This is a genomic window from Psychromonas arctica (assembly GCF_036697365.1).
Taxonomy (GTDB): Bacteria; Pseudomonadota; Gammaproteobacteria; order Enterobacterales; family Psychromonadaceae; genus Psychromonas; species Psychromonas arctica_A.
The window spans coordinates 1-22,416 of record NZ_JBAHZA010000012.1 but is presented as its reverse complement, the minus strand read 5'-3'; the positions used below and the strand labels follow the sequence as shown (position 1 = coordinate 22,416).

The 22,416-nt window shown below is 37.5% G+C and carries 21 protein-coding genes; 18 read left to right on the top strand and 3 right to left on the bottom strand.

The annotated features are described in order from the left end of the window. The first annotated feature begins 343 nt into the window (after positions 1-343). Positions 344-1,939 (top strand): GGDEF domain-containing protein, encoded by a 1,596-nt coding sequence (locus tag V5290_RS13155; protein ID WP_333386571.1) that lies wholly within the window; start codon positions 344-346, stop codon positions 1,937-1,939. A 55-nt stretch (positions 1,940-1,994) separates the two neighbouring features. Here V5290_RS13155 and V5290_RS13150 read toward each other — a convergent pair whose 3' ends face one another. After that, a complete protein-coding gene (locus tag V5290_RS13150) occupies positions 1,995-2,315 on the bottom strand; it encodes a hypothetical protein (RefSeq protein WP_333386568.1) in 321 nt (106 codons plus the stop codon). Positions 2,316-2,354: 39 nt separating this feature from the next. Further along, positions 2,355-3,371: an EF-P beta-lysylation protein EpmB gene (epmB, locus tag V5290_RS13145; RefSeq protein WP_333386565.1), complete on the bottom strand. Its 1,017-nt coding sequence runs from the start codon at positions 3,369-3,371 to the stop codon at positions 2,355-2,357. A gap of 29 nt (positions 3,372-3,400) precedes the next feature. Between epmB and efp the strand changes: the two genes are divergently transcribed. The 4 genes from efp to V5290_RS13125 all read left to right on the top strand — a co-directional run bounded on the left by efp (position 3,401) and on the right by V5290_RS13125 (position 5,970). Next, positions 3,401-3,970 carry an elongation factor P gene (efp, locus tag V5290_RS13140; protein ID WP_113818581.1) on the top strand — a complete coding sequence of 190 codons (570 nt, stop codon included), beginning with the start codon at positions 3,401-3,403 and terminating at the stop codon, positions 3,968-3,970. Positions 3,971-4,300: 330 nt separating this feature from the next. Further along, positions 4,301-5,281 carry an elongation factor P--(R)-beta-lysine ligase gene (gene epmA / locus V5290_RS13135; RefSeq protein WP_333386560.1) on the top strand — a complete coding sequence of 327 codons (981 nt, stop codon included), beginning with the start codon at positions 4,301-4,303 and terminating at the stop codon, positions 5,279-5,281. Between the two features lie 47 nt (positions 5,282-5,328). Further along, positions 5,329-5,556: a hypothetical protein gene (locus V5290_RS13130; RefSeq protein WP_333386557.1), complete on the top strand. Its 228-nt coding sequence runs from the start codon at positions 5,329-5,331 to the stop codon at positions 5,554-5,556. Positions 5,557-5,709: 153 nt separating this feature from the next. Beyond that, a complete protein-coding gene (locus V5290_RS13125) occupies positions 5,710-5,970 on the top strand; it encodes a DUF4404 family protein (protein WP_333386554.1) in 261 nt (86 codons plus the stop codon). Between the two features lie 101 nt (positions 5,971-6,071). Here the strand turns inward: V5290_RS13125 and rpsT are convergent, their stop codons facing one another. Next, positions 6,072-6,332: a 30S ribosomal protein S20 gene (gene rpsT / locus V5290_RS13120; protein ID WP_333386551.1), complete on the bottom strand. Its 261-nt coding sequence runs from the start codon at positions 6,330-6,332 to the stop codon at positions 6,072-6,074. 306 nt (positions 6,333-6,638) lie between these two features. Between rpsT and murJ the strand changes: the two genes are divergently transcribed. The 13 genes from murJ (at position 6,639) to glnB (ending at position 22,250) form a co-directional block, all read left to right on the top strand. After that, a complete protein-coding gene (gene murJ / locus V5290_RS13115; RefSeq protein WP_333386549.1) occupies positions 6,639-8,195 on the top strand; it encodes a murein biosynthesis integral membrane protein MurJ in 1,557 nt (518 codons plus the stop codon). A gap of 113 nt (positions 8,196-8,308) precedes the next feature. Beyond that, positions 8,309-9,238 carry a bifunctional riboflavin kinase/FAD synthetase gene (gene ribF, locus V5290_RS13110; protein WP_333386546.1) on the top strand — a complete coding sequence of 310 codons (930 nt, stop codon included), beginning with the start codon at positions 8,309-8,311 and terminating at the stop codon, positions 9,236-9,238. 26 nt (positions 9,239-9,264) lie between these two features. Continuing rightward, positions 9,265-12,099 (top strand): isoleucine--tRNA ligase, encoded by a 2,835-nt coding sequence (gene ileS, locus V5290_RS13105; protein WP_333386543.1) that lies wholly within the window; start codon positions 9,265-9,267, stop codon positions 12,097-12,099. 81 nt (positions 12,100-12,180) lie between these two features. Beyond that, on the top strand, positions 12,181-12,720 hold the full coding sequence (gene lspA / locus V5290_RS13100; protein WP_333386540.1) for a signal peptidase II: 540 nt from the start codon (positions 12,181-12,183) through the stop codon (positions 12,718-12,720). Beyond that, positions 12,710-13,153 carry an FKBP-type peptidyl-prolyl cis-trans isomerase gene (fkpB, locus tag V5290_RS13095; RefSeq protein ID WP_333386538.1) on the top strand — a complete coding sequence of 148 codons (444 nt, stop codon included), beginning with the start codon at positions 12,710-12,712 and terminating at the stop codon, positions 13,151-13,153. The genes lspA and fkpB overlap by 11 nt, the downstream gene beginning before the upstream one ends. 69 nt (positions 13,154-13,222) lie before the next feature. Then, positions 13,223-14,167 (top strand): 4-hydroxy-3-methylbut-2-enyl diphosphate reductase, encoded by a 945-nt coding sequence (gene ispH, locus V5290_RS13090; RefSeq protein WP_333386535.1) that lies wholly within the window; start codon positions 13,223-13,225, stop codon positions 14,165-14,167. A 237-nt stretch (positions 14,168-14,404) separates the two neighbouring features. Beyond that, positions 14,405-14,923 carry a GspH/FimT family pseudopilin gene (locus V5290_RS13085; protein WP_333386532.1) on the top strand — a complete coding sequence of 173 codons (519 nt, stop codon included), beginning with the start codon at positions 14,405-14,407 and terminating at the stop codon, positions 14,921-14,923. Positions 14,924-14,925: 2 nt separating this feature from the next. Continuing rightward, positions 14,926-15,417: a type IV pilus modification protein PilV gene (gene pilV / locus V5290_RS13080; protein ID WP_333386529.1), complete on the top strand. Its 492-nt coding sequence runs from the start codon at positions 14,926-14,928 to the stop codon at positions 15,415-15,417. Then, a complete protein-coding gene (locus tag V5290_RS13075) occupies positions 15,405-16,166 on the top strand; it encodes a PilW family protein (protein WP_333386527.1) in 762 nt (253 codons plus the stop codon). The genes pilV and V5290_RS13075 overlap by 13 nt, the downstream gene beginning before the upstream one ends. Positions 16,167-16,168: 2 nt before the next feature. Further along, positions 16,169-16,651 (top strand): hypothetical protein, encoded by a 483-nt coding sequence (locus V5290_RS13070; RefSeq protein ID WP_333386524.1) that lies wholly within the window; start codon positions 16,169-16,171, stop codon positions 16,649-16,651. A 7-nt stretch (positions 16,652-16,658) separates the two neighbouring features. Further along, positions 16,659-17,072: a type IV pilin protein gene (locus V5290_RS13065; protein WP_333386521.1), complete on the top strand. Its 414-nt coding sequence runs from the start codon at positions 16,659-16,661 to the stop codon at positions 17,070-17,072. A 17-nt stretch (positions 17,073-17,089) separates the two neighbouring features. Then, positions 17,090-21,571, top strand: a complete 4,482-nt coding sequence (locus V5290_RS13060) for a pilus assembly protein (RefSeq protein WP_333386517.1) — start codon at positions 17,090-17,092, stop codon at positions 21,569-21,571. A 340-nt stretch (positions 21,572-21,911) separates the two neighbouring features. Then, positions 21,912-22,250: a nitrogen regulatory protein P-II gene (glnB, locus tag V5290_RS13055; RefSeq protein ID WP_025564863.1), complete on the top strand. Its 339-nt coding sequence runs from the start codon at positions 21,912-21,914 to the stop codon at positions 22,248-22,250. The last annotated feature ends 166 nt before the right edge of the window (positions 22,251-22,416 follow it).

Sequence of the window (22,416 nt, the reverse complement as noted above, 5' to 3'; positions counted from 1 at the left end):
ATCATTTAAAACGCAATTTGATTATGAACAAGGCCGCGATACTAGCAAATCTTGGTAGTGATTGCTTAGGTTTATAAAACTGCTTTAAATTCATACACACAAAGGCTATTGTTTGTTCTTCAAGTGATTATTTTATGCTCAGAAATGTACTTCTACTTTAAGAGGACTATCATGCTACCTATATTTAAGAATTGATAAGATTGCTTCTCTTTATTAAAATTTTATTCTTTAAATTGTGAATTAAGATTTAATCAATTTATTTAATTTTACTATATAATATTACCCTTAAGGATTAGTTTTGCTCTTAAGGAGCTATTTTATACATGCATTTCTCAAGGACAATATGCCTCGCTTAAAACATAAATTGAATTTACGAGTTGTTATCATGACGATTACTCTCACCATCATGACGGGTGTTGTGGGAATGTCTGCGATTGCTTCTTTAAACGAACTTAAAGAAGACTATCAACGTGTTAAAGATGATCACTTTGATAGTTTATTAGAGATAACTCAACTTAAAGTGCAAACTAATAAGATACTTGCTGCGACTAATAATATGTTCCTTGCTACTAATGATGAAGATCTTGAGTGGGAGAATGTTTACATTACTGATAAAGCTAATGTGGTCGCGGAAACATCAGAGAAATACCCTAATAATTTGTATTCTTACCAAGAGTTATTGTCTTTAACGATGACTTTATCTTCTCAAAGTGATGTCATTTCTGCTGCGATGATGAAAAAAATAACGTTATTTGAGCAAGTTTTATCTGATTATAAAAGCATTGAGCAATATCGAAAAGAGACGCTAGAACAAGGCAAAATCCAGACTACACTTGCGCTTGATAATGTTCTTTTATTATTCAATCCGTTGCTTGATACTTCTTCTTTAGAGACCGACTCATCGGCTATTGAAGCGATAATATCACCACTAAAATTAACTATATCGACACAAGCGTTTGAAGAGTTATCTACTTTGTTAATTGGGCCTTCATCGATTGCAGAGGATTACCAAGCGTATTCAGCACAATTAGCGGTTGTTGATGCGTTGAAAGCTGAGCATAAAGAGTTAACTCAGTCGATTATTACTGTTATGGGAGACAGTGCATTATCGGCACAAAAAGTATTCCTGACCAATTTAACTAAAGTAGAAGAGAAAATATCAATAAGAGAGTCGTTTCTTTATCTTCTCTTATTAACTAGCTTAGTGGTTGCGATTATTTTAATTACTCTACAGACCAACCTATTACGTAAAATTGGCTTAATTCGACAAGTCATTGATGCTGGTGACAGCCAAGAACAATATCGTATTGCGGTTAAAGGCTCAGATGACATGAGTGAGATGGCTAAACAAGTAAAAGGCTATATACAAACTATCCAAGAGAAGAATAAAGCTATATCAGACAATAATAAAGAGCTTCAGCATTTAGTTACTCATGATGATTTGACTAATATTTATAATCGTCGTTACTTTGAAATTAATATGGCTCAGGAGCATATTCGTTATCTACGTTACAAAGAGCCTTATTGTCTTGCTATGTTAAACATCGATTCATTCAAGCTTATTAACGAGAGATTTGGTCATAATCTTGGCGATAAAGTGATACTTGATTTCACGCTTCGAGTCGATAATCAGATGCGCCAAACTGATGTGTTTGCACGTTTAAGCGGTGAAAATTTTATTTTGTTAATGCCAAGAACCGATCAAAGTAATGCACTTATTTTGATGGAGCGCATCAGAAGTGAGATTAACGCTATGCCAACAGTTGTGAATGATAGAAAAATTGGATTCACTGTGAGTATCGGGTTGATGCAAGTTCAGGAAATTGAAGAGCTTGAAGATGCTTGTAAGCAAATGACTTTTGTACAACAAGCGCTAGAAGAAGCTAAGAATACTGGCCGGAATAAAGTATGTTGTTACCGTAACGAAACCTTATCTTAACCACTGATGACTACAGTAATGATTTGCTGTAGTCATCAATCTGTTGAAATCTGAATTATTTAGATTTCAGTTTTTCTTTGAAAGCGTTTAAAGTTTTAAACAATAATTCAATTTTTACCACTAGTGCAGGTAGTTGCACTTTATATTGCTCATCATCTTCTACTTCCATCGCTTGTAAGTCCGCTGCTAACTCTTCTACGTAAGGAAGGAAAGTATTCGCATGCTGACTAAACGGTGTATCTTCTGTAAAAATATGTGCGAAAGTTGCATTCTTCTGTTTACGTAATTCAGTTAACGCTTGGTCTGCATCCACAGCTCTGTGGTAAATGATTTTTATGTTTTCTTGCAGCTGTGCTTGCACGCTTTCTTTGCTCATTGCTTTCTCCTGTGCAATTAAATTATTGATGTCATTGTATTATAACGAATGTATTAACGTTTTACTTTGTTCACCTGCTATTTCTCTACTTAATCTAGGCACTAGATAGCCTGGCAGTTCTGCTTGCATCTGTTTGTGCAATTGTTGTGCTTCTTTCTGCTCTAAGTCGAAATGAGCAGCGCCTTCTACTTTGTCTAAAAGAAATAAGTAATAAGGTAATATGTTGACTGAAAATAACGCTTCACTCAGTGCGACTAGTGCATCCACACCAGCATTAACGTCTTTCAGTAGTACACTTTGATTGAGCAATTGAATACCTGCGTCATGGCAGCGTTGCATGGCTTCTGCAAAAGGTTTATCAATCTCTTGAGCATGGTTGATATGTAATACCATTACTATCTTCAGGCGGCTTTGTTTTAATCGCTGGGCCAGTGATTCAGTAATACGCGAAGGAATAACAACGGGTAAACGTGTATGAATACGTAAGCGTGTTAATTGTGGCAGCGCCTCTAATTGGTCAAGTAACTCTGCAAGTTGCTTGTCTTTGGTCATTAATGGGTCACCACCGCTTAAAATGACTTCATTTACGTCAGGGTGCTCTTGGATATAACTAACAATGTTGTTTAGTTGTGATTTATTCACGCTGTTATCTGCATAAGGGAAGTGACGTCTAAAGCAATAGCGACAATTGACAGCACAACCACTTTTTAAAATGATTAAAACTCGACTTTTGTATTTATGCAGTAATCCTTTGTGCTGATTATTTTGTTCAACTAATGGATCTGTGCTGTAACCCGGTAATTGCAAATCTTCATCGTGAATAGGCAATACTTGCTTTAATAAAGGGTCATTAATATTGCCTTTTTGCATTTTTTTTACAAAAGGCATAGGCACCAACATAGGGAATTGTTTCTTAGCAAGCTCACTTATTTGTGTCGTTTCTTGCTCAATTTCTAATATTTGTAACAGTTGTTGTGGATTTTTGACCGCATTAGCGAGTTCCTTTTGCCATGTTGGCAAGTCAGCGGTATTATTCACGTCAATTATTTTAAGCATTTTTTATCAGTTCAGTTATAGAGGTTGTAATGGCGACATATAGTACCAGTGATTTTAAAGGCGGGCTAAAATTCATGCTCGATAATGAACCATGTGTGATCATGGAAAATGAATATGTTAAACCGGGTAAAGGTCAGGCATTTAGTCGTGTTAAATACCGTAAGCTTATCTCAGGTAAAGTGGTTGATAAAACATTTAAATCAAATGAAACAGTAGAATCTGCTGATGTAATGGATTTTGATTTAGCTTACTTGTACAACGATGGTGAATTTTTCCACTTTATGGATAACAATACTTTCGAGCAAATCGCTGCTGATGCAAACGCAGTCGGTGATATGGACAAGTGGTTAGTAGAGCAAAACATTTGTACTATCACGACTTGGAATGATGCACCTATCGCGGTTATGCCACCTAACTTTGTTGAGTTAGAAGTGACTGAAACAGACCCTGGTCTAAAAGGCGATACTGCAGGTACTGGTGGTAAACCAGCTACGTTATCGACAGGCGCTGTTGTACGTGTTCCATTATTCATCCAAATCGGCGAAATCATTAAAGTTGATACGCGCACTGGTGAATATGTTGGTCGCGTTAAAAAATAACATTTACTTAATGTAATTGCTATAAAACCAGCCTAGTGCTGGTTTTTTTTGTATCTGTTTTCTGCCTTTAATCTTGCTGGATACTTTGTCGCCTTTATCGGTAATACGTACTCTAAATTTGGGGTAAATAGCGGTGTTGGCTTGTTTTCTTATCCAGTATTGAGGTTGATTTTACTTGTTAAAACAACTTATTTCTCCGTTGTGATTTTCGTAAGTAGAACAACTGCTTAACTTAAATTACGCCTTGAAATTAGTTATTTTTCCTGCGTAAAATTTAGATCACTTATTTAATATAATTGGTATAAAATGTCCTTTATTAAAGGAGATATAATGAACTGGTTACCTAACGCTTCACTGGCTCAGCTAAAGGCTCGAGCTGCCATGCTAAACACTATTAGAGGTTTTTTTAGTCGCTTACAAGTGTTAGAAGTAGAAACACCTTCACTTAGCCAAGCTGCTGTTACTGATGTGCATTTGCACTGTTTCAAAACGCAATTTGTAGGGCGTAATATTAGTGATAAACCACTAGTTGATGGCGCTGTTCCTTTATATTTACAGACTTCTCCTGAATTCCATATGAAAAGGCTTTTAGCCGCAGGTAGTGGATCTATTTATCAAGTCTCTAAAGTGTATCGTAACGAAGAGTCTGGACGTTACCATAACCCTGAATTCTCTTTATTAGAGTGGTACCGAGTTGGGTTTAATCATCATCAGTTGATGGATGAAATGACGCAATTATTGATGGCGATTTTAAATTGCCTTGAGCCTACTCGATGCACATATCAAGATGCTTTTTTTACACATTTACAGGTCGATCCTTTGAGTGCTTCTAACGAGGAACTTAAGTTGGCTGGTGCGCATCTCGAATTAGGCGATGTATTAGATAATGAAGACGATAAAGATACTATTTTGCAGTTACTCTTTTGTGTTGCTATTGAGCCGAAGATTGGTCAAACATCACCTTGCTTTGTTTATGATTTTCCTGCCTCTCAAGCAGCTTTAGCGCGTATTAACACTCAAGATACTCGCGTTGCAGATCGTTTTGAGGTTTATTATAAAAGTATTGAGCTAGCGAATGGGTTTTATGAGTTAAATAGTAGTGCTGAGCAATTAAAACGATTTGAAGCCGATAATCGATTAAGAGCCAATATGGGATTGGCTGAAATGCCTATCGATAAGAAATTTGTGGATTGCTTAGATCATTTGCCCGATTGTGCTGGCGTTGCTTTAGGTTTAGATAGACTATTAATGTTAGCAACTGAACAAGATCATATTAATGATGTCTTAAGCTTTAATATTGATAATTCGTAATATTTTATTCCAATCATATAGTTAGTTTTATTTCACAAGGAAGGTAGATGGCAAAGTTATGGTTAACAGATAAGGGTTACCCTATTTGGGGTTACTTATTACGCATTGTTTATTGGCTATTTGCTATCTATATTTCCAGTCAATTCTTAGAAGCTTATCAATCATATAGCTGGTTTAAGATTGGATTAATCGGACTGAGTATTGTGTTTGTGATAGGTTACTTATTGTTTACGCGTTTTATTGACCGCTTTATCACAAAGCGAGCAATAGACTGATGTTAAAGTAGTTATATCAATTACGCTAATTAACGGATCTTTTTTTACTTGTTAAATAATGCCTTGAGCTCAGTTATTTTTCTTACGCAAAATTTAGATCACGTATTTAATGTAATTGGTATTATCTGATTTTCGATGAAAAGTGAGGTGTATATGCCAATTAAAAAAGTGCAGAGTGAATTTGAAAAATTAACCGATATTTTAGCTAACGGTGTGATTGCAGATGAGTGCACAGCAGGCGAATTAAAAACAGTCCATGACCAATTACAACAAGCTATTCTTTCTCGTGACCCTGCAAAATTAATCCAAGATAAAAAAATAACAGAGCAGTTAGTTGAATTTGAAGAAACCAATCCAGTAGCAGGAAAATTTGTAAAAGATTTAATTAATGCATTATCAGGTATGGGTATTTAAAACTAATTCATATCGAACTTTGATAAATTTTGGATATAAAAAAACCGACACTAGGTCGGTTTTTTAATATTCTAAATAAAAGACTTATTCTTAAGTAAGAATTAAAGTGCTTTAATTTTAGCAGAAAGACGGCTTTTCTTACGAGCTGCCATGTTTTTGCTGATCAGACCTTTAGTTGCGTAAGCATCTAAAACTGATTGTAATTTAATGAACTCAGCCGTAGCTAGTTCTTTGTTTGCAGCTTCGATTGCAACAACAACTTTCTTGATGAAAGTACGCATCATTGTACGACGGCTTGCATTATGTTTACGGCTTTTTTCAGATAATAAAGCACGTTTTTTAGCAGACTTGATATTAGCCAAGACCTTAACTCCTAAATTCTGTATAACAAGGGATAATCAAAGGTCGTGGAATATGCCTTGTAACACGTATATTGTCAAATGGTTTTTTATTAACCAATAAAATAACTGGTAAGAAACCAGGTGGATGGTTAAACTGCGCGCATTTTATACTCAACCCATTACAGATGCAAATCCAGTGTCGATTGTTTCGTCGATATATCCATTGTTATGGCTATTAAATTTAATGAAAACGTGTATTTTGTGGTTGCGAATATTATCTTTCAGTTTCCTAAGTCTCATTAAGACTTAGTTTTTAGGACATTCAGTGTGAGTAAAAAGTTAATAAAATCAGGCATGATCGTAAGTTCTATGACCTTAGTGTCACGTGTTTTAGGATTAGTACGTGACATTGTTATTGCTAATTTAATGGGGGCTGGAGCAGCTGCAGATTTATTTTTCTTTGCTAATAAAATTCCTAACTTTTTACGTCGTTTATTTGCAGAAGGTGCTTTTGCCCAAGCTTTTGTTCCAGTATTAACCGAATATGAGAAAACTCAGTCTCGCGACAAAGTAAAAGAGCTGATTTCAGCAGTATCCGGTACGTTAGGGACGATCATTACTATTATCACTATTTTAGGGGTTGTTGGTTCCTCGGTGATCACTGCATTATTTGGTTTCGGTTGGTTTTTAGAGTGGTGGCATGACGGAACCGAAGCGTATAAGTTTGAATTAGCTTCAGATATGTTGAAAATCACTTTTCCTTATTTATGGTTTATTACTTTCACGGCGTTATCGGGTGCTATTTTAAATACCTTAGGCAAATTTGCTGTTGCAGCATTTACACCGGTTTTTTTAAATATCGCGATCATCGGATCTGCTGTGTATATTTCTCCGCAATTAGCACAACCAGAAATTGGTTTAGCAATCGGCGTTTTTATTGGTGGCTTAGTACAGTTTCTATTCCAAATTCCTTTTCTTAAAAAAGAGGGGTTATTAGTTAAACCTAGTTGGCAATGGCATCACCCAGGTGTCGTAAAAATTCGTACTTTAATGATTCCTGCTTTATTTGGGGTGTCAGTAAGCCAAATTAATTTGTTACTGGATACGTTTATTGCCAGCTTCCTACAAACCGGCTCAATCAGCTGGTTATATTATTCAGATCGTTTATTAGAGTTTCCATTAGGGCTATTTGGTATTGCCATTGCGACTGTCATTTTACCTAGTCTATCTTCATCCCACGTTAGTAAATCTCCAGAAGCGTTTGCTAAAACGCTTGATTGGGGAATACGTAGTGTTTGCTTTTTAGGGGTTCCTGCTATGTTGGGTTTGATGATACTGGCTGAACCAATGTTACGCGTGTTGTTTATGCGTGGTGAGTTTGATATCCAAGATGTAAACATGTCTGCAATGAGTTTGTTCGCTTATGCCACTGGTTTGCTGAGCTTTATGTTGGTGAAAGTATTAGCCCCGGGTTATTACTCTCGTCAAGATACTAAGACACCGGTTAAGTTTGGTGTTATTGCTATGGTTAGTAATATGTTGTTGAATATTATTTTTGCTATTCCATTTGGTTATGTTGGTTTGGCCATTGCGACTTCGTTATCTGCGACATTGAATGCTGGCTTGTTATGGTTTGGTTTATATAAAAGTGGCGTATATCAAGGTCAACCGCAAAGTATTAGTGTGTTAATTCGTATTATTTGTTCAGGTGCGGTGATGGTAGCTGCTTTATTATACGTGACACCTGCGTTGAGCATGTGGGTCGAGTTAAGTTTATTTGATGCAATACTACAGTTGGTAGCATTAATTATTGGTGGTGCTTTGGTCTATTTAGTCAGCAATGTCATTTTAGGTTTACGTTTACATCATTTTAAAGCCAGTTAACTGATTTAATGGTAAATCGTTAAAATGAAAGCTGAATACTTTGTTGCCTTAATATATAATCGGCTCTTTTATATTTTCAACGCTTAGTTTTACAATCAATTAAGACATTATTTATGGAATTAATACGCGGTATTCATAATTTACAGCATCAACCTCAAGGTTGTGTGCTAAGTATTGGTAACTTTGATGGTATCCATCTTGGTCACCGTGCTGTTTTATCGCGTTTGCTAAAAGAAGCTGAGCGTTTGCAAGTCCCGTCTACGGTGATGACCTTTGAGCCTCAACCTGCTGAGTTATTTGCAGGGAAAAATGCGCCAGGTCGTTTGAGTCGTTTACGCGATAAGTTTGTTCAACTTGAAAAATTAAATTTAGATCGTCTACTGTGCGTGTCCTTTACTCATCAATTTGCTAATCTAAGCGCCGATCAATTTATTGAAGAACTATTGATTAAAAAGCTGAATGTAAAATTTTTGGTGATAGGCGATGATTTCCATTTTGGTTATCAACGTTTAGGGGATTTTGCGTTGCTTAAAGAAGCAGGCAAAAAATACGGTTTTGAAGTGGTGGATACTAAAAGTCTATCGCAAGATACTTGCCGTGTAAGTAGTACGCGCATTCGTAGTGCATTAGCCAAAGGCGAATTGCAACAAGCTGAGCAAATGCTGGGCAGAAAATACAGTATAGCAGGGCGTGTTGGCCATGGTAAAAAACTAGGGCGAACGATTGGTGTGCCGACCGCTAATTTGTTTTTAAAACGTCGAGTATCACCTGTTTCTGGGGTGTTTGTTGTGTCTATTTTAGGCATCGACAATAAAACCTACACTGGCGTAGCAAACATTGGCTGTCGTCCAACCGTTAACGGTGAAAGACAACAGTTAGAAGTACATATTTTTGATTTTGAAGGTGACTTATATGGTCGCCAACTAGAAGTGTTACTTGAGAGTAAGTTGCGTGATGAAACTCGTTTTGAGTCATTCGCAGAGTTAAAAGTACAAATTGATAAAGACATTCAGCAAGCTAGAGAATGGCACCTGCTTAATTAATAGATCGTTAGATGGAATAAAAACCGATGAGTGATTATAAAAGTACATTAAATTTACCAAAAACAGGCTTCCCGATGCGTGCTAATTTAGCTAATCGCGAGCCAAATATGCTTAAAAATTGGTATAAAGAAGACCTTTACGGCAAGATTCGTACGGCTAAAAAAGGTAAGAAAACATTCATTCTGCATGATGGCCCTCCTTATGCGAACGGTGATATTCATATTGGTCACTCGGTTAATAAAATCTTAAAAGATATTATTATTAAGTCTAAAACATTATCTGATTTTGATGCGCCTTACGTACCAGGTTGGGATTGTCACGGTCTACCAATTGAGCTAAAAGTTGAGCAAAAACACGGTAAGCCAGGTAAAAAATTAACACCTGCTGAATTCCGCGTTAAATGTCGTGAATATGCTGCTCGTCAAGTTGATGGCCAACGTAAAGACTTTAAACGTTTAGGTGTTTTAGGTGAGTGGGATAAGCCTTACTTAACGATGAACTTCGAAACGGAAGCAAATATCGTACGTGCTCTAGCAAGCATCATTAAAAACAAACACCTACACAAGGGATCAAAACCTGTGCATTGGTGTACAGACTGTGGTTCTGCGTTAGCAGAAGCGGAAGTTGAGTATGAAGATAAAGTATCAGCAGCTATCGATGTTGCATTTAATGCGATTGATATTGATGCGGTATTAGCTTGTTTTGATAAACAAGGTGATGACTTTGGTCACGGTACTATCTCACCAGTTATCTGGACAACAACGCCTTGGACATTACCTGCAAACCGCGCTATCGCATTAGCTGCAAAAGTAGAGTATTCATTAGTTCAAGCTGGTCAACGTCGTTTAATCCTTGCTACAGACTTAGTGGCTGATTGTATGGCCCGTTACGGTATCGAAGAGTTTACTGTCTTAGCCATTACAACAGGTGCTGCGCTTGAAAAGCAATTATTCCAACACCCGTTCTTAGATCTACAAGTGCCAGCGATTGTTGCTGACCATGTCACTATCGATGCGGGTACTGGTTGTGTACATACTGCACCAGGGCACGGTCAAGACGATTACTCTGCTGGTTTAAAATATGACCTAGAAGTTGCTAACCCTGTAAATGATAACGGTGTATTCCGTGAAGACACTGAGTTCTTTGCTGGTTTACATGTGTTTAAAGCAAATGATGCAGTTTTAGAGGTGTTAACTGAGCGTGATGCGTTAATCCATCATGTAAATATTAAACACAGCTACCCACATTGTTGGAGACATAAAACGCCTATTATTTTCCGTGCAACACCACAATGGTTCATTTCAATGAATCAAGAAGGTTTACGTGATAGTGCGTTAAAAGAGATTAAAGATGTTAAATGGATCCCAAGCTGGGGCCAAAGCCGCATCGAGAAAATGATTGAAGGTCGTCCTGATTGGTGTGTTTCACGCCAACGTACTTGGGGTGTGCCAATCACTTTATTTGTAAATAAAGAGACTGATGAGCTGCATGAGAATTCTGTTGAAATGATGGAATTGATTGCACAAAAAATCGAGAAAGAAGGTATTCAAGCTTGGTTCGATTTAGAGCCTGAGTATTTATTAGGTTTTGAAGCTGAAAAATTCCGTAAAGTAACTGATACGCTAGACGTTTGGTTTGACTCTGGCACAACGCATGCCTCAGTAGTGGGTGTTCGTGACGAGTTTACGCTAGAAGATGGTACACAAGCGCAAGCAGATATGTACTTGGAAGGTTCTGACCAACACCGTGGCTGGTTCCAATCTTCATTATTAACTAGTACTGCAATCAATGGTGTTGCGCCTTATAAAGAAGTGTTAACCCATGGTTTTGTAGTTGATGGCGACGGCAAGAAAATGTCTAAGTCATTAGGTAACGTAATGTCACCTCAAACAGTAATGAATGACCTAGGTGCTGATATCTTACGTTTATGGGTTGCTTCAACGGATTATACAGGTGAAATTACTGTTTCTGATGAAATCTTAAACCGTAGTGCTGATAGTTACCGTCGTATCCGTAATACTTCTCGTTTCTTGCTTGCTAACTTAAATGGTTTTGACCCTAAAACTGATTTAGTGCCAGCAGCAGAAATGGTGGCATTAGACCGTTGGATCGTTGCTAAAACATTGACGATGCAAAACGAAGTGATTGAAGCTTACGAAAACTACAATATGCATGTTGTTTATCAAAAGTTAATGCACTTCTGTTCAATTGATTTAGGTAGTTTTTACTTAGACATTATTAAAGATCGTCAATACACAGCAAAAACAGGGAGCAATGCTCACTTAAGTTGTCAAACCGCGTTGTACCATATTGTTGAGTCTTTAGTACGTTTAATGGCGCCAATCCTAAGCTTCACAGCTGATGAGATTTGGGGACGTTTACCGGGTGAGCGTAATCAATTTGTGTTCACTGAAACATGGTACGAAGGCTTATTTGGTTTATCTGAGAATGAAGTATTAGATAACGATAAGTGGTCTCAAGTTATCTCGGTACGTGCAGAAGTAAATAAAGTATTAGAATTAGCGCGTAAAGAAGCAGTTATTGGTGGTGGATTAGAAGCTGAAGTAACTTTGTATGCTTCTGAAGAGGTTAATGCTTTATTATCTACACTAGATGATGAATTGCGCTTTGTATTAATTACTTCACAAGCTGTTGTTAAACCATTCGCTGATGCTCCTGCAGATGCCGTTGCTACAGAATTATCTGGTTTATCAGTTGCAGTACAAAAAAGTGCAGCTGCGAAGTGTGATCGTTGTTGGCATCATCGTGAAGATGTTGGCCAAAGTGAAGAGCACCCTGAACTATGTGGTCGTTGTATTACAAATGTTGACGGTGAAGGCGAGTCTCGTCAATTCGCTTAAGCTTAATTAAGCTGTAAATTAATCTGATAGTAAGCGCCTTAGTTATGAAAATGATTTAAGGCGTTTTTTTTAGGAAATCTTATGACAAACAATGTTTCTGATTCACCCGTTAACTCTTCAACAGGTTTAACCTTTTTATGGTTATCTTTGATTGTATTAATTGTTGATCAATTTACTAAATATCTAACCATTGAAATGCTTGATCTTTATGAGTCTTTCGAAGTGCTGCCTTTTTTCAATTTTACTTATGCCCGCAACTATGGCGCAGCCTTTAGCTTTTTAGGTGATGCTGGCGGTTGGCAGAAATATTTATTTAGCGGAATTGCTTTTGCAGTTTCTGGGTATTTAATCTATTTATTGAAAACCACTAAAGCAAGCCATCGTTGGATGAATAGCGCATATGCATTAGTGTTATCTGGTGCTATTGGTAATGTTATTGATCGTTTAATCTTTGGTTATGTAGTTGATTTCTTAGATTTTGATTTAGGCTTTTATCGTTGGCCTGTATTTAATGTTGCTGATATTGCTATTTTTATCGGTGCTGCAATGATTATTATCGATTCTCTGTTTTGGGCTGAGAAACGTGAAAAAGCAAAGGAAGAAGCAAAGAATGACAAATGAAAAGAAAGTAATTGCCGCAGATAGCGAAGTATTGATGCATTTCTCTATTAAATTAAGTGATGGTTCAGCAGTGGACAGCACTAAAGTGGATAATAAGCCTGCTAAGTTTGTTATGGGTGATGGTAGCCTGACAGAAGGGTTTGAAGCTTGCTTACTAGGTTTAACTGAAGGTAGCTCGGAGAGTTTTACTTTGGAGCCAGAGTCTGCATTTGGTTTACCAAATCCAGATAATTTCCATTATATTGAGTTAAGCAAATTCTCAGCGGATGTTCCTGCTGAAATTGGCACTATTATTAGCTTCACTCAACCCGATGGAACGGAGCTACCAGGTATCATCCGTGAAATCGTAGCTGATAGTGTTACTGTTGATTTTAACCATCCGTTAGCAGGTCAAACAGTTACCTTTGACGTAGATGTATTAGAAGTTTTATAAAGCAAATATAAGTCTAGGTTGATTATTTATTATTAACCCATTTGCCCATTATTTTATATTGAGATTGTTATGAAAATTATTTTAGCTAATCCTCGTGGTTTTTGTGCCGGTGTGCACCGCGCTATCAATATCGTTGATCGTGCCCTAGAGATTTTCCCTGCACCGGTTTATGTTCGTCATGAAGTGGTACACAATCAATATGTAGTGGATGATTTAAAATCTCGTGGTGCAGTCTTTGTTGAAGAGCTTGACGAAGTGCCTGACGATAATATCGTTATTTTTAGTGCGCATGGTGTCGCGCAAAGTGTACGTGAGGAAGCAAAACGCCGTGAATTAAAGGTGTTTGATGCGACTTGTCCTTTGGTAACTAAAGTACATATGGAAGTCACACGTGCTAGCCGTCGTAATCAAGAGTGTATTTTGATCGGGCATCAAGGACACCCTGAGGTGATCGGCACAATGGGCCAATACAATAGCGAAGAGGGTGGTATTTACTTAGTTGAGTCTACCGAGGATGTAGAGAAATTAACTGTAAAAAATCCTGAGAGCTTATGCTATAGCTCGCAAACAACGTTATCTGTTGATGATACTGCACATGTTATTGATGCGTTAAGACTAAAGTACCCTCAGATTGAAGGACCGCGTAAAAATGACATTTGTTATGCAACACAAAATCGTCAAGATGCGGTGAAAGATTTAGCGGATAAAGCGGAATTAGTGTTAGTGGTTGGTTCGCCTAACTCGTCAAACTCAAACCGTTTACGTGAAAAAGCATGCAGCGTAGGTGCAAATGCTTATTTGATCGATAACGAATCAGACATTCAAGAAGAGTGGTTCGAAGGAGTTAACTCTGTTGGTGTGACTGCCGGTGCTTCTGCGCCTGATGTGTTGGTTCAAGCAGTAATTAAAAGACTACAAAAATTGGGGGGAGATATTGCCATTGAAAACCCAGGTGTTGAAGAGAACATCGTGTTTGAAGTCCCAGCGGAACTGCGAATTAAGCAGGTAGATTAGTCACTCCTTTCTGAATATCTCTTAAGAGGTGTATTGAATTTGTAAATACACCTTTATACTTGCCTTTTTTATGATGAAAATGATCTATTTATCATACTCTAAATTTGAATCTGCTCTCATTATCATTGTTACTGCTCTTTTAGAGCAAAAACCATATTCTTTTTATATAAAATTCATTGTATAAAGAGTAATCTAATAAAGCATCTTCAAAAATATATTATTATAACAAAGGATGTTATGAATCAGTTTATTAATTCCAAAAAGCATCAACAAGGCTTCACGTTGATCGAGATGCTTATCACCATTGCTGTTGCGGCGATCCTCCTTAGTATTGTGGTCCCCTCTTTCAACAGTATTATTGAATCTAGTAAAGAACGTACGACTCGAGACTCGTTAGCTAGTGCAATTTATACAGCTAAACAACAAGCTCAAAGCGAACGATTGAATGTTTACTTATGTACGACAACAGATGGAGTTAGTTGTGAAGATACCACTGATTGGAGTGGAGAATGGTTAATTTATCAGGACGATAATAGCAGTGGTGATTTAGATAGTGGCGATACAATTGTTGCTAACATTAGCTCCAAAACCAATTTAATAACTAGCTCGATTGAAGAAGTTAAATTCACTCCTACAGGGCATTCATTAGCAAATACATTTAAAATCTGCAGCAACACTGATAATAAAGTGGTGTATCAGATGGTATTAAGTAGGATGGGACGCATTACATATGAAGAAGCATCAGGAGACTGCTAAGGATGGAAGCTCAAAAAGGATTTACATTAATTGAGGTCTTAATCGCCTTAATTATTGTGGCAATTGGCGTGTTAGGGCATGCAAAAATGCAAGCTAAGTCAATGAATATTGCTCAACAAGGTTTTTTTGCTCAAACTGCGAATACTGCTCTATTAGATTTAGCTCAAAGAATGCGTGCTAATTCGGATCTTGCTGGTAGTTTTGTTTTTAGTAACTTGAGTGATGGTTCTGATATCGTTGCGGCCAAAGATTGCTCTGCAAATACCTGTGATGAAGATGAATTTGCTACGGAAGAACTCGCTGAGTGGTTTGATCATTTACAAAATAATTTACCATCTCCACGCTTTTCTGTCGCAGTAGATTCTTCTGATGCAAATCTCTATAACTTGATATTAATTTGGGACGCGGCTAAAACCGGTGTAGGCAGTGGTGTTTGTGATACAACAACAATAAATTCATACCAATGCGGGAGCATGTCAGTATGGGTTCAATGAGAAAATTCAATACTGGCTTTAGTTTAATTGAGTTGATGATCGCTTTATTAGTGTCACTTTTTATTTTAGCTGGACTATTTTATTCAGTGATGGGTGATATGCGATCGTATGAATCAGCCAGAAGCACCCAGGGTTTAGTAACAAAAAGCCGTATGGCTATACAGACAATCAGATTGTACATACAACAAGCTGGCTTTAGAGATTCTGCTGCTTTAAAGAATGAGACGACGTTTAGCGCTGGCACATCTAATGCTGGGGAAGCTTGGTCATATGGGCAGGTTATCCAGGGGATGACTAGTTCAAGTGAAATAGATGATGAAAAAGTAGATTCTGATATTTTAGTAGTACGCTTTTTAGGGGCAGCTGAAGCTGGAATTGTTTCCTGTGTCGGTGATGATTTAGATGATACAACTAGCAATGAAGTACTTTTATATGTGAATACAAGCAATCAGTTAATGTGCCAAGATAACAACGATGACCCCGTTTTATTAGATGAAAATGTGGAGTTCATGGAGTTGTTGTATGGTACAGAAGACGATTATCGTTATTTTACGGCTTCAGATGTGTCGGATTGGACTGATATTAACAGAGTTAAAGTGGGCTTATTGATATCAGAAGACGTATCTGCACACGGGTTAACGAATAGTAATTCTTATACTATTTTCAATCAAACGATTAGTGCTGCTAATGATACCAATTATAGAAGTGTTGTAATGGAAACTGTAATTATTGGAAATCAAGGAGGGTAGAGGTGCAAAAAATATATAATAAACAGCGTGGCACAGCACTAATTACCTCACTATTGATGGTCGTGGTGATTGCTATTTTGGGTGTTGCAGTAAGCCAGCAGGTTATCTCTTTACGCAAAACAACTACAGCTAATTATGACCAGAATTTAAGTTTAAATTCTGCAGAGTCAACTTTATCTGCAGCGTATAGTGTTATGTCAGAGAATTTTCTTGATCCCCCTACATTGCAAGCATTGGCGGTTGATATTAACACCGGCGCTAATTGGTGGAAAAACTCTAATAACTGGAGCGATGCAACTGCCATAAGCGGTTTAATCTCTGCTGGATCAGAAACGCCTTCTTATTTAATTGAAGATGATGGTACCGGCGGTCTTGCTGTCGGCACTGGTGATTTGACTAAACGCTTTTATCGAGTGACCGTTAAAGCACAGGGCAAGGGGAATTCAGTTGCTTATTTACAAAGCTACTACATCACTTTAGAGTAGAAAAAATATGCTAAAATTGAATAAAAATAAAACAAAAGGTTTTACGCTAATTGAATTACTTATTGCTGTTGCTATTATCGGTATTTTAGCTTCAATTGCCTACCCTAGTTATAAAGGGGTGTTAGAGAAGACTCGAAGACAAGAAGCAATACGTACATTGTTAGAAGCATCACAATTAATGGAAAGTTATTACTCCATGAATCTAGATTATAGTGGCGCAATTTCTTCTGCTAAGGTTACTAACTTTACTGTCAGTGATGAGTTTAGTGAATATTATGGATTAACCGGTGCTGCAACAGCAGCAACATTTACTTTATCGGCAGCACCTTTATCAACAGGTGCTCAAAGTGAAGATGAATGTGGAACATTAACAATAACACATACTGGTAGCACAGGAGCTGATGCATCAGATTGTTGGTAAGGAATAGGGATATTATTGTGGAAAAAATATTATTAAGGACGATATTGTTAACGACAGGTTATTTACTGTCAATATCAGTTAATGCTGCAGATCTTGATCTTGCGACTAAGCCGCTTTATACGGGGACTTCAGAAGCTCCTATGATGATGCTTACTATGGGGCGTGATCATACGTTATTTTACGAAGCTTATAATGACGCTTCTGACCTTGATGGTGATGGAGAGCTTGATACTACCTTTAAGCCAGATTATACCTATGAAGGTTATTTTGATTCTACGGCTTGTTATAAATATAGAAGCGGAAAATCCAGATTTAAACCTAAAGCAATTGAAACAGTTTGCTCAAATAATAATCATTGGAGTGGTAACTTTCTTAATTATTTAACTATGACGCGTATGGATGTGTTACGTAAAGTACTTTACGGCGGAACGCGTAGTACGGATGACGAAGGTACAACGGTACTAGAACGTGTATTTATTCCTCAAGATGCGCATAGTTGGGCAAAGTCTTATACCTCAGTTGCAGTGGATGGGTATGATATTTCAGATTATACACCTTATTCTATTCCTGATTCAGGTAAGCAGCATTTCTTCGGTACAGTTACTTATACTGGATTAGGCGAAGATCCTATTTTACGTGTGCGTGAAAATGTTAGTTATTCTACTGATGATTGGGGAGTTTGGAGCTGGGCATCTACTGAGCGCCCAGTACTTGATGCAAGCGGTGATGACTATGTTGTTAGAGTAGAAGCCTGTATTGATGGATTTACCGAAGGTACTAATTGTGATTTATATCCGAGTGGAAACTATAAACCAACTGGTTTATTACACGATTATGGAGAAAGTGACCAAATGCTATTTGGTCTGTTAACTGGTAGTTATAATAAGAACCTTTCTGGTGGTGTATTACGTCAAGCTATTAGTGAGTTTTCTGAAGAAGTTGATGAGCAAACTGGTCAGTTTACTTCTACTGAAGATGGTATTGTAGCAACCATTGATAAACTAAGAGTGCATGGCTTTAAATATAGTAATAAAACTTATGACACAAATTGTGGATGGGTAGTAAATGGGGCTATTTCGGATGGCCAATGTGCTTCGTGGGGAAACCCTGCTGGTGAGATGCTCTATGAAGCAATGCGTTATTTCTCGGGGGCAGAATCGGCAAGCCCAAGCTACTCAACATCAGGTGGTTATGATGAAGAGGTTGGTTTAACCAGTCCTGATTGGGATGACCCTTACGACGGTCGAGGCACGTGCGCAAACCCAAATGTGTTATTAATTAGTGATATTAGCCCATCTTATGATTCTGATCAGCTTCCTGGTGCATATAGTCAATTTACGAGTTCAAGTAATAATGATGAAACATACGATGGCACTACACTACCAGGTTTCAGTGTTACTTCATTATTATCTATAATTTCAAATTCAGAAGGAAAAACGTCCGGGCAATTCTTTATTGGGCAGTCGGGTTCAGACAATGATGGTGCACCTACCGCAAAGGAAATCTCTGGTTTAGGCTCTGTTCGTGGTCTCGCACCTGCTGAGCCCACTAAAAAAGGTAGTTATAGTTCTGCTGCTGTTGCTTACTATGGGCTCAATAACGATATACATTTAACCAAAGACGAAGACCAAAAAGTAACCACTATGGTTGTTGCATTAGCCTCTACTCTACCTGAGATTGAAGTGGATGTTGATGGCGAGATTATTAAAATAGTACCTTTCGCAAAATCAGTTGGTTGGGGGAATAATATATCTGCTGATGAAGGCGATTTTCAACCTACAAATGCTATCGTCGATTGGTATATTGAATCGATTACAGATACAACAGGTGTTTTCCGTATCAACTATGAAGATGTGGAACAAGGCGCCGATCATGATATGGATATGATTGTAAAATATTCATATGAAGTGTTAGATGGACTTTGTAAAGAGTACAGTGGCGATCAATGTGTAGAAACAGGTAAAGGCGTACAAATATCTTTAGACTCAACTTATGCCGCTGGTGGTATCGATCAACATGCTGGTTATATTATTTCTGGTACCACTAATGATGGTATGTACTTAGAAGTTAAAGATGTAAGTGGTGCAGATATTGAATATTATCTAGATACGCCTGATAGTACAGTATTTGAGAGTCGTAAAGAGAGTGGTAGCGGGACTGAGTTAGGTTTGCAGGCAACTCGTAATTTCTTTCCTAGTGACGACAATGCCGCAGAATTTTTACCTTCACCACTTTGGTACGCAGCTAAATGGGGTGGCTTTAATGATGCAGATGGCGATGGTACTCCAAATCTTGACAGTGAATGGGATACAAGTGGCGCAGATGATGGTGGATCTGATGGAGATCCTGACAACTATTTCCCTGTAACCAATGCCGGTGAATTAAAAGATCAATTAGCTGCTGCATTTGATTTAGCTTATGACGGTGTGTTGACTGGTTCATCTGTTACTTTCTCTTCTAATTTATTAACTAGTGGCTCGTTGGCTTACCAATCGTCTTTTGAAGAAGAAACATGGAACGGTGATGTTAATGCTTATAAAGTAAATTCTGTTGGAGACTACACAAGTAGCGCAACGTGGAGTGCCGCAACGCAATTAGATGCGATGTCTCCTGATGACCGTCTAATTTATACTCGTAGTAATGAAGCTTTGTATCTAAGTGGGCAAGGTAGTGTATTTGAGTTTAATACTGATGCAATTAGCTCAACAATCTTAAATAGCTTACTGACCAGTGTGACTTCTGCCGATGCAAGTTCATTAACTAGTGTTTTCACTGATAATCAGCTATTGAGTTTATTAGGAGATACAACAGGTACTAGTACAGAAAAACTTTCTTACCTGACCAACGTAGTCGATTATATCCGTGGTGATCGAGATAACGAAGTGACAACAACGATCGGTGGTTTTAGAGAGCGTAGTAGCATTATGGGGGATGTTATTAATTCTAGTCCTTATTATGTTTCAACTTCGAAAGGCCATACTGTTGGAACTGAAGTTGTTGCCTTTGCTGCTAATGACGGCATGGTGCATATTGTTGATGCTGATGATGGAGAAGAGTTAGTTGCTTATATTCCAAGTGGAGTGTACGACGCTCTCGGTAATATTGTTGATTCTGCTTACATTCATGAATATTCAGTAGATGGTGGCATTAATGCTTACTCTGACGATAATGATATGGTTGATATTGATATCGACGGAGTATCAACGTCTGTTGCAAGAACTACTTTGGTAGGTCGTTTAGGGTTAGGTTATAAAGGCCTTTACGCTATCGATGTTTCTGACATCGGTACTCCTTCAACAGATATGATGAAGTGGGAAATTACTACTGACAGCGATGGTTTTGAGGGATTAGGGTTAAGTATTTCAGAGCCAACAATTGTTGAACTTGCAAATGGTATATCAAGTGTTGTTTTTGCTAATGGATATAACTCTACAGACGATGAGGGTGCTATTTATATTGCTGATTTGTCTGATGGTAGCTTAATCAAAAGATTAACCGTGGGAGAGCAAACCGATCCAACTGGCGAAGATAGACCTAATGCATTAGCTCAACCTTTATTGGTTGATAACGATAGTGACGGTATTGCCGATTATATTTATTCAGGTGACCTATTCGGCAATATGTGGGTCTTTGATATTTCTAGTGAAGATCCTGATGACTGGGGAATCAACAAAACTGATGGAGCTCCGCTGTTTACTGCTGTCAGCCCAACATTAGATGGCATTGAATATATGTCTCAACCTATTACTAGTCGCCCATCTGTTGTTCGCCATCCTGATGGCGAAGGTGTATTAATTGCTTTTGGTACAGGTAAGTATGTTGAATCGGATGATACCTCGAGCGACGATCAGGCAACACAAAGCTTTTATGTCATTGAGGACAAATTAGGTAGTACTGTCGTAACTGCTTCACGCTCTACTTTCGGATTTAGTAATCTACAAAAACAATCTATCACTAAAGAAAGTAGTACTAACCGCCTTTTATCTAGTAATGAGTTAGATTGGGATAATATCAATGGTTTCTATATTGATTTGGTAAACACCGAAGATGGTAATACCAACAACTATGGAGAGCGCCAAGTGGTTGCTAGTACTATTTTAGGGAGCAAAGTCAGTTTTGTAACGCTAATACCTGGGACTGACCCTTGTGTTGCAGGTGGTAGTGGTTGGTATATGGAATTAAATCTTTATACCGGTCAAACATGGGACACAGGTACTGAAGTAGAAGATGATCCAACGACATCAGTAGATGAATCTGAAGAGATACCTGAAGATAGCTCGAACACTTATATTGATGGTGTTGCGACAGGTTTAACATCAGTCGCTTCTGTAACGACATCAACTGAAACTATTACCAATGAAGATGGAAGTACTGAAGAAATTACTGTATTCGAAAGTGCGGAAGGGTTGACTTGTATTACCCTAACTACTAACGAACAGACTTGTTTTGATGATGATTTAAATATTACTGGCCCAATAAGCTGGCGTCAGCTTTATTAATCATTACTTAACTTGATGAAGTCTTGAAAAGGGTCACAAAGTAAAATCTTGTGACCCTTTTTATTCTTAGCGCAGATATTACAGCTATTAAATATTAGTAATTTTTAGCTAATAGGTGCTATATAACCCTTAACTTATTGGAAACACTTCATAAAAACAGCTCATTTTACTCTCTTCATAAGAGATCACATTTTGCGTATATTTCAGCTTTAGTATTAGAAAGTTTGTTTTTTATTGAATTCTGAATAGTGTAATATGCATGCTAATTAACTTACATCTTGTATTTAAAATAGCAGGTTATCTATGAAGGTAGCTCTGCCATTAACATTAAGAGTCTATTATGAAAAAAATTGAAGCGATTATTAAGCCATTTAAAATGGATGATGTACGTGAAGCATTAGCAGATATCGATATTACAGGTATGACAGTATCAGAAGTAAAAGGTTTTGGCCGTCAAAAAGGTCATACTGAGCTTTATCGTGGTGCTGAGTATATGGTCGATTTTCTACCGAAAGTAAAAATCGAATTAGTAGTAAAAAAAGAGTATGTTGATCGTTGTATTGAAGCAATCATGAAAACGGCACAAACAGGTAAGATTGGTGATGGTAAAATCTTTGTTACCTCTGTTGAACGCGTTATTCGTATTCGTACAGGTGAAGAAGATGGCGAAGCTGTTTAATTCTAATCGTTAAGAGTACGATTGTTTTAAGTCGTTGTTGAGTAGATCAAAAAAGGAGAACAATGTTCTCCTTTTTTGTTTATGGATTATGACCCGTCCTAAATAAGGTTGACACTTTTCTACCAATTAATCGGAGAGTGTTATGAAATCAACAACTAGACGTACT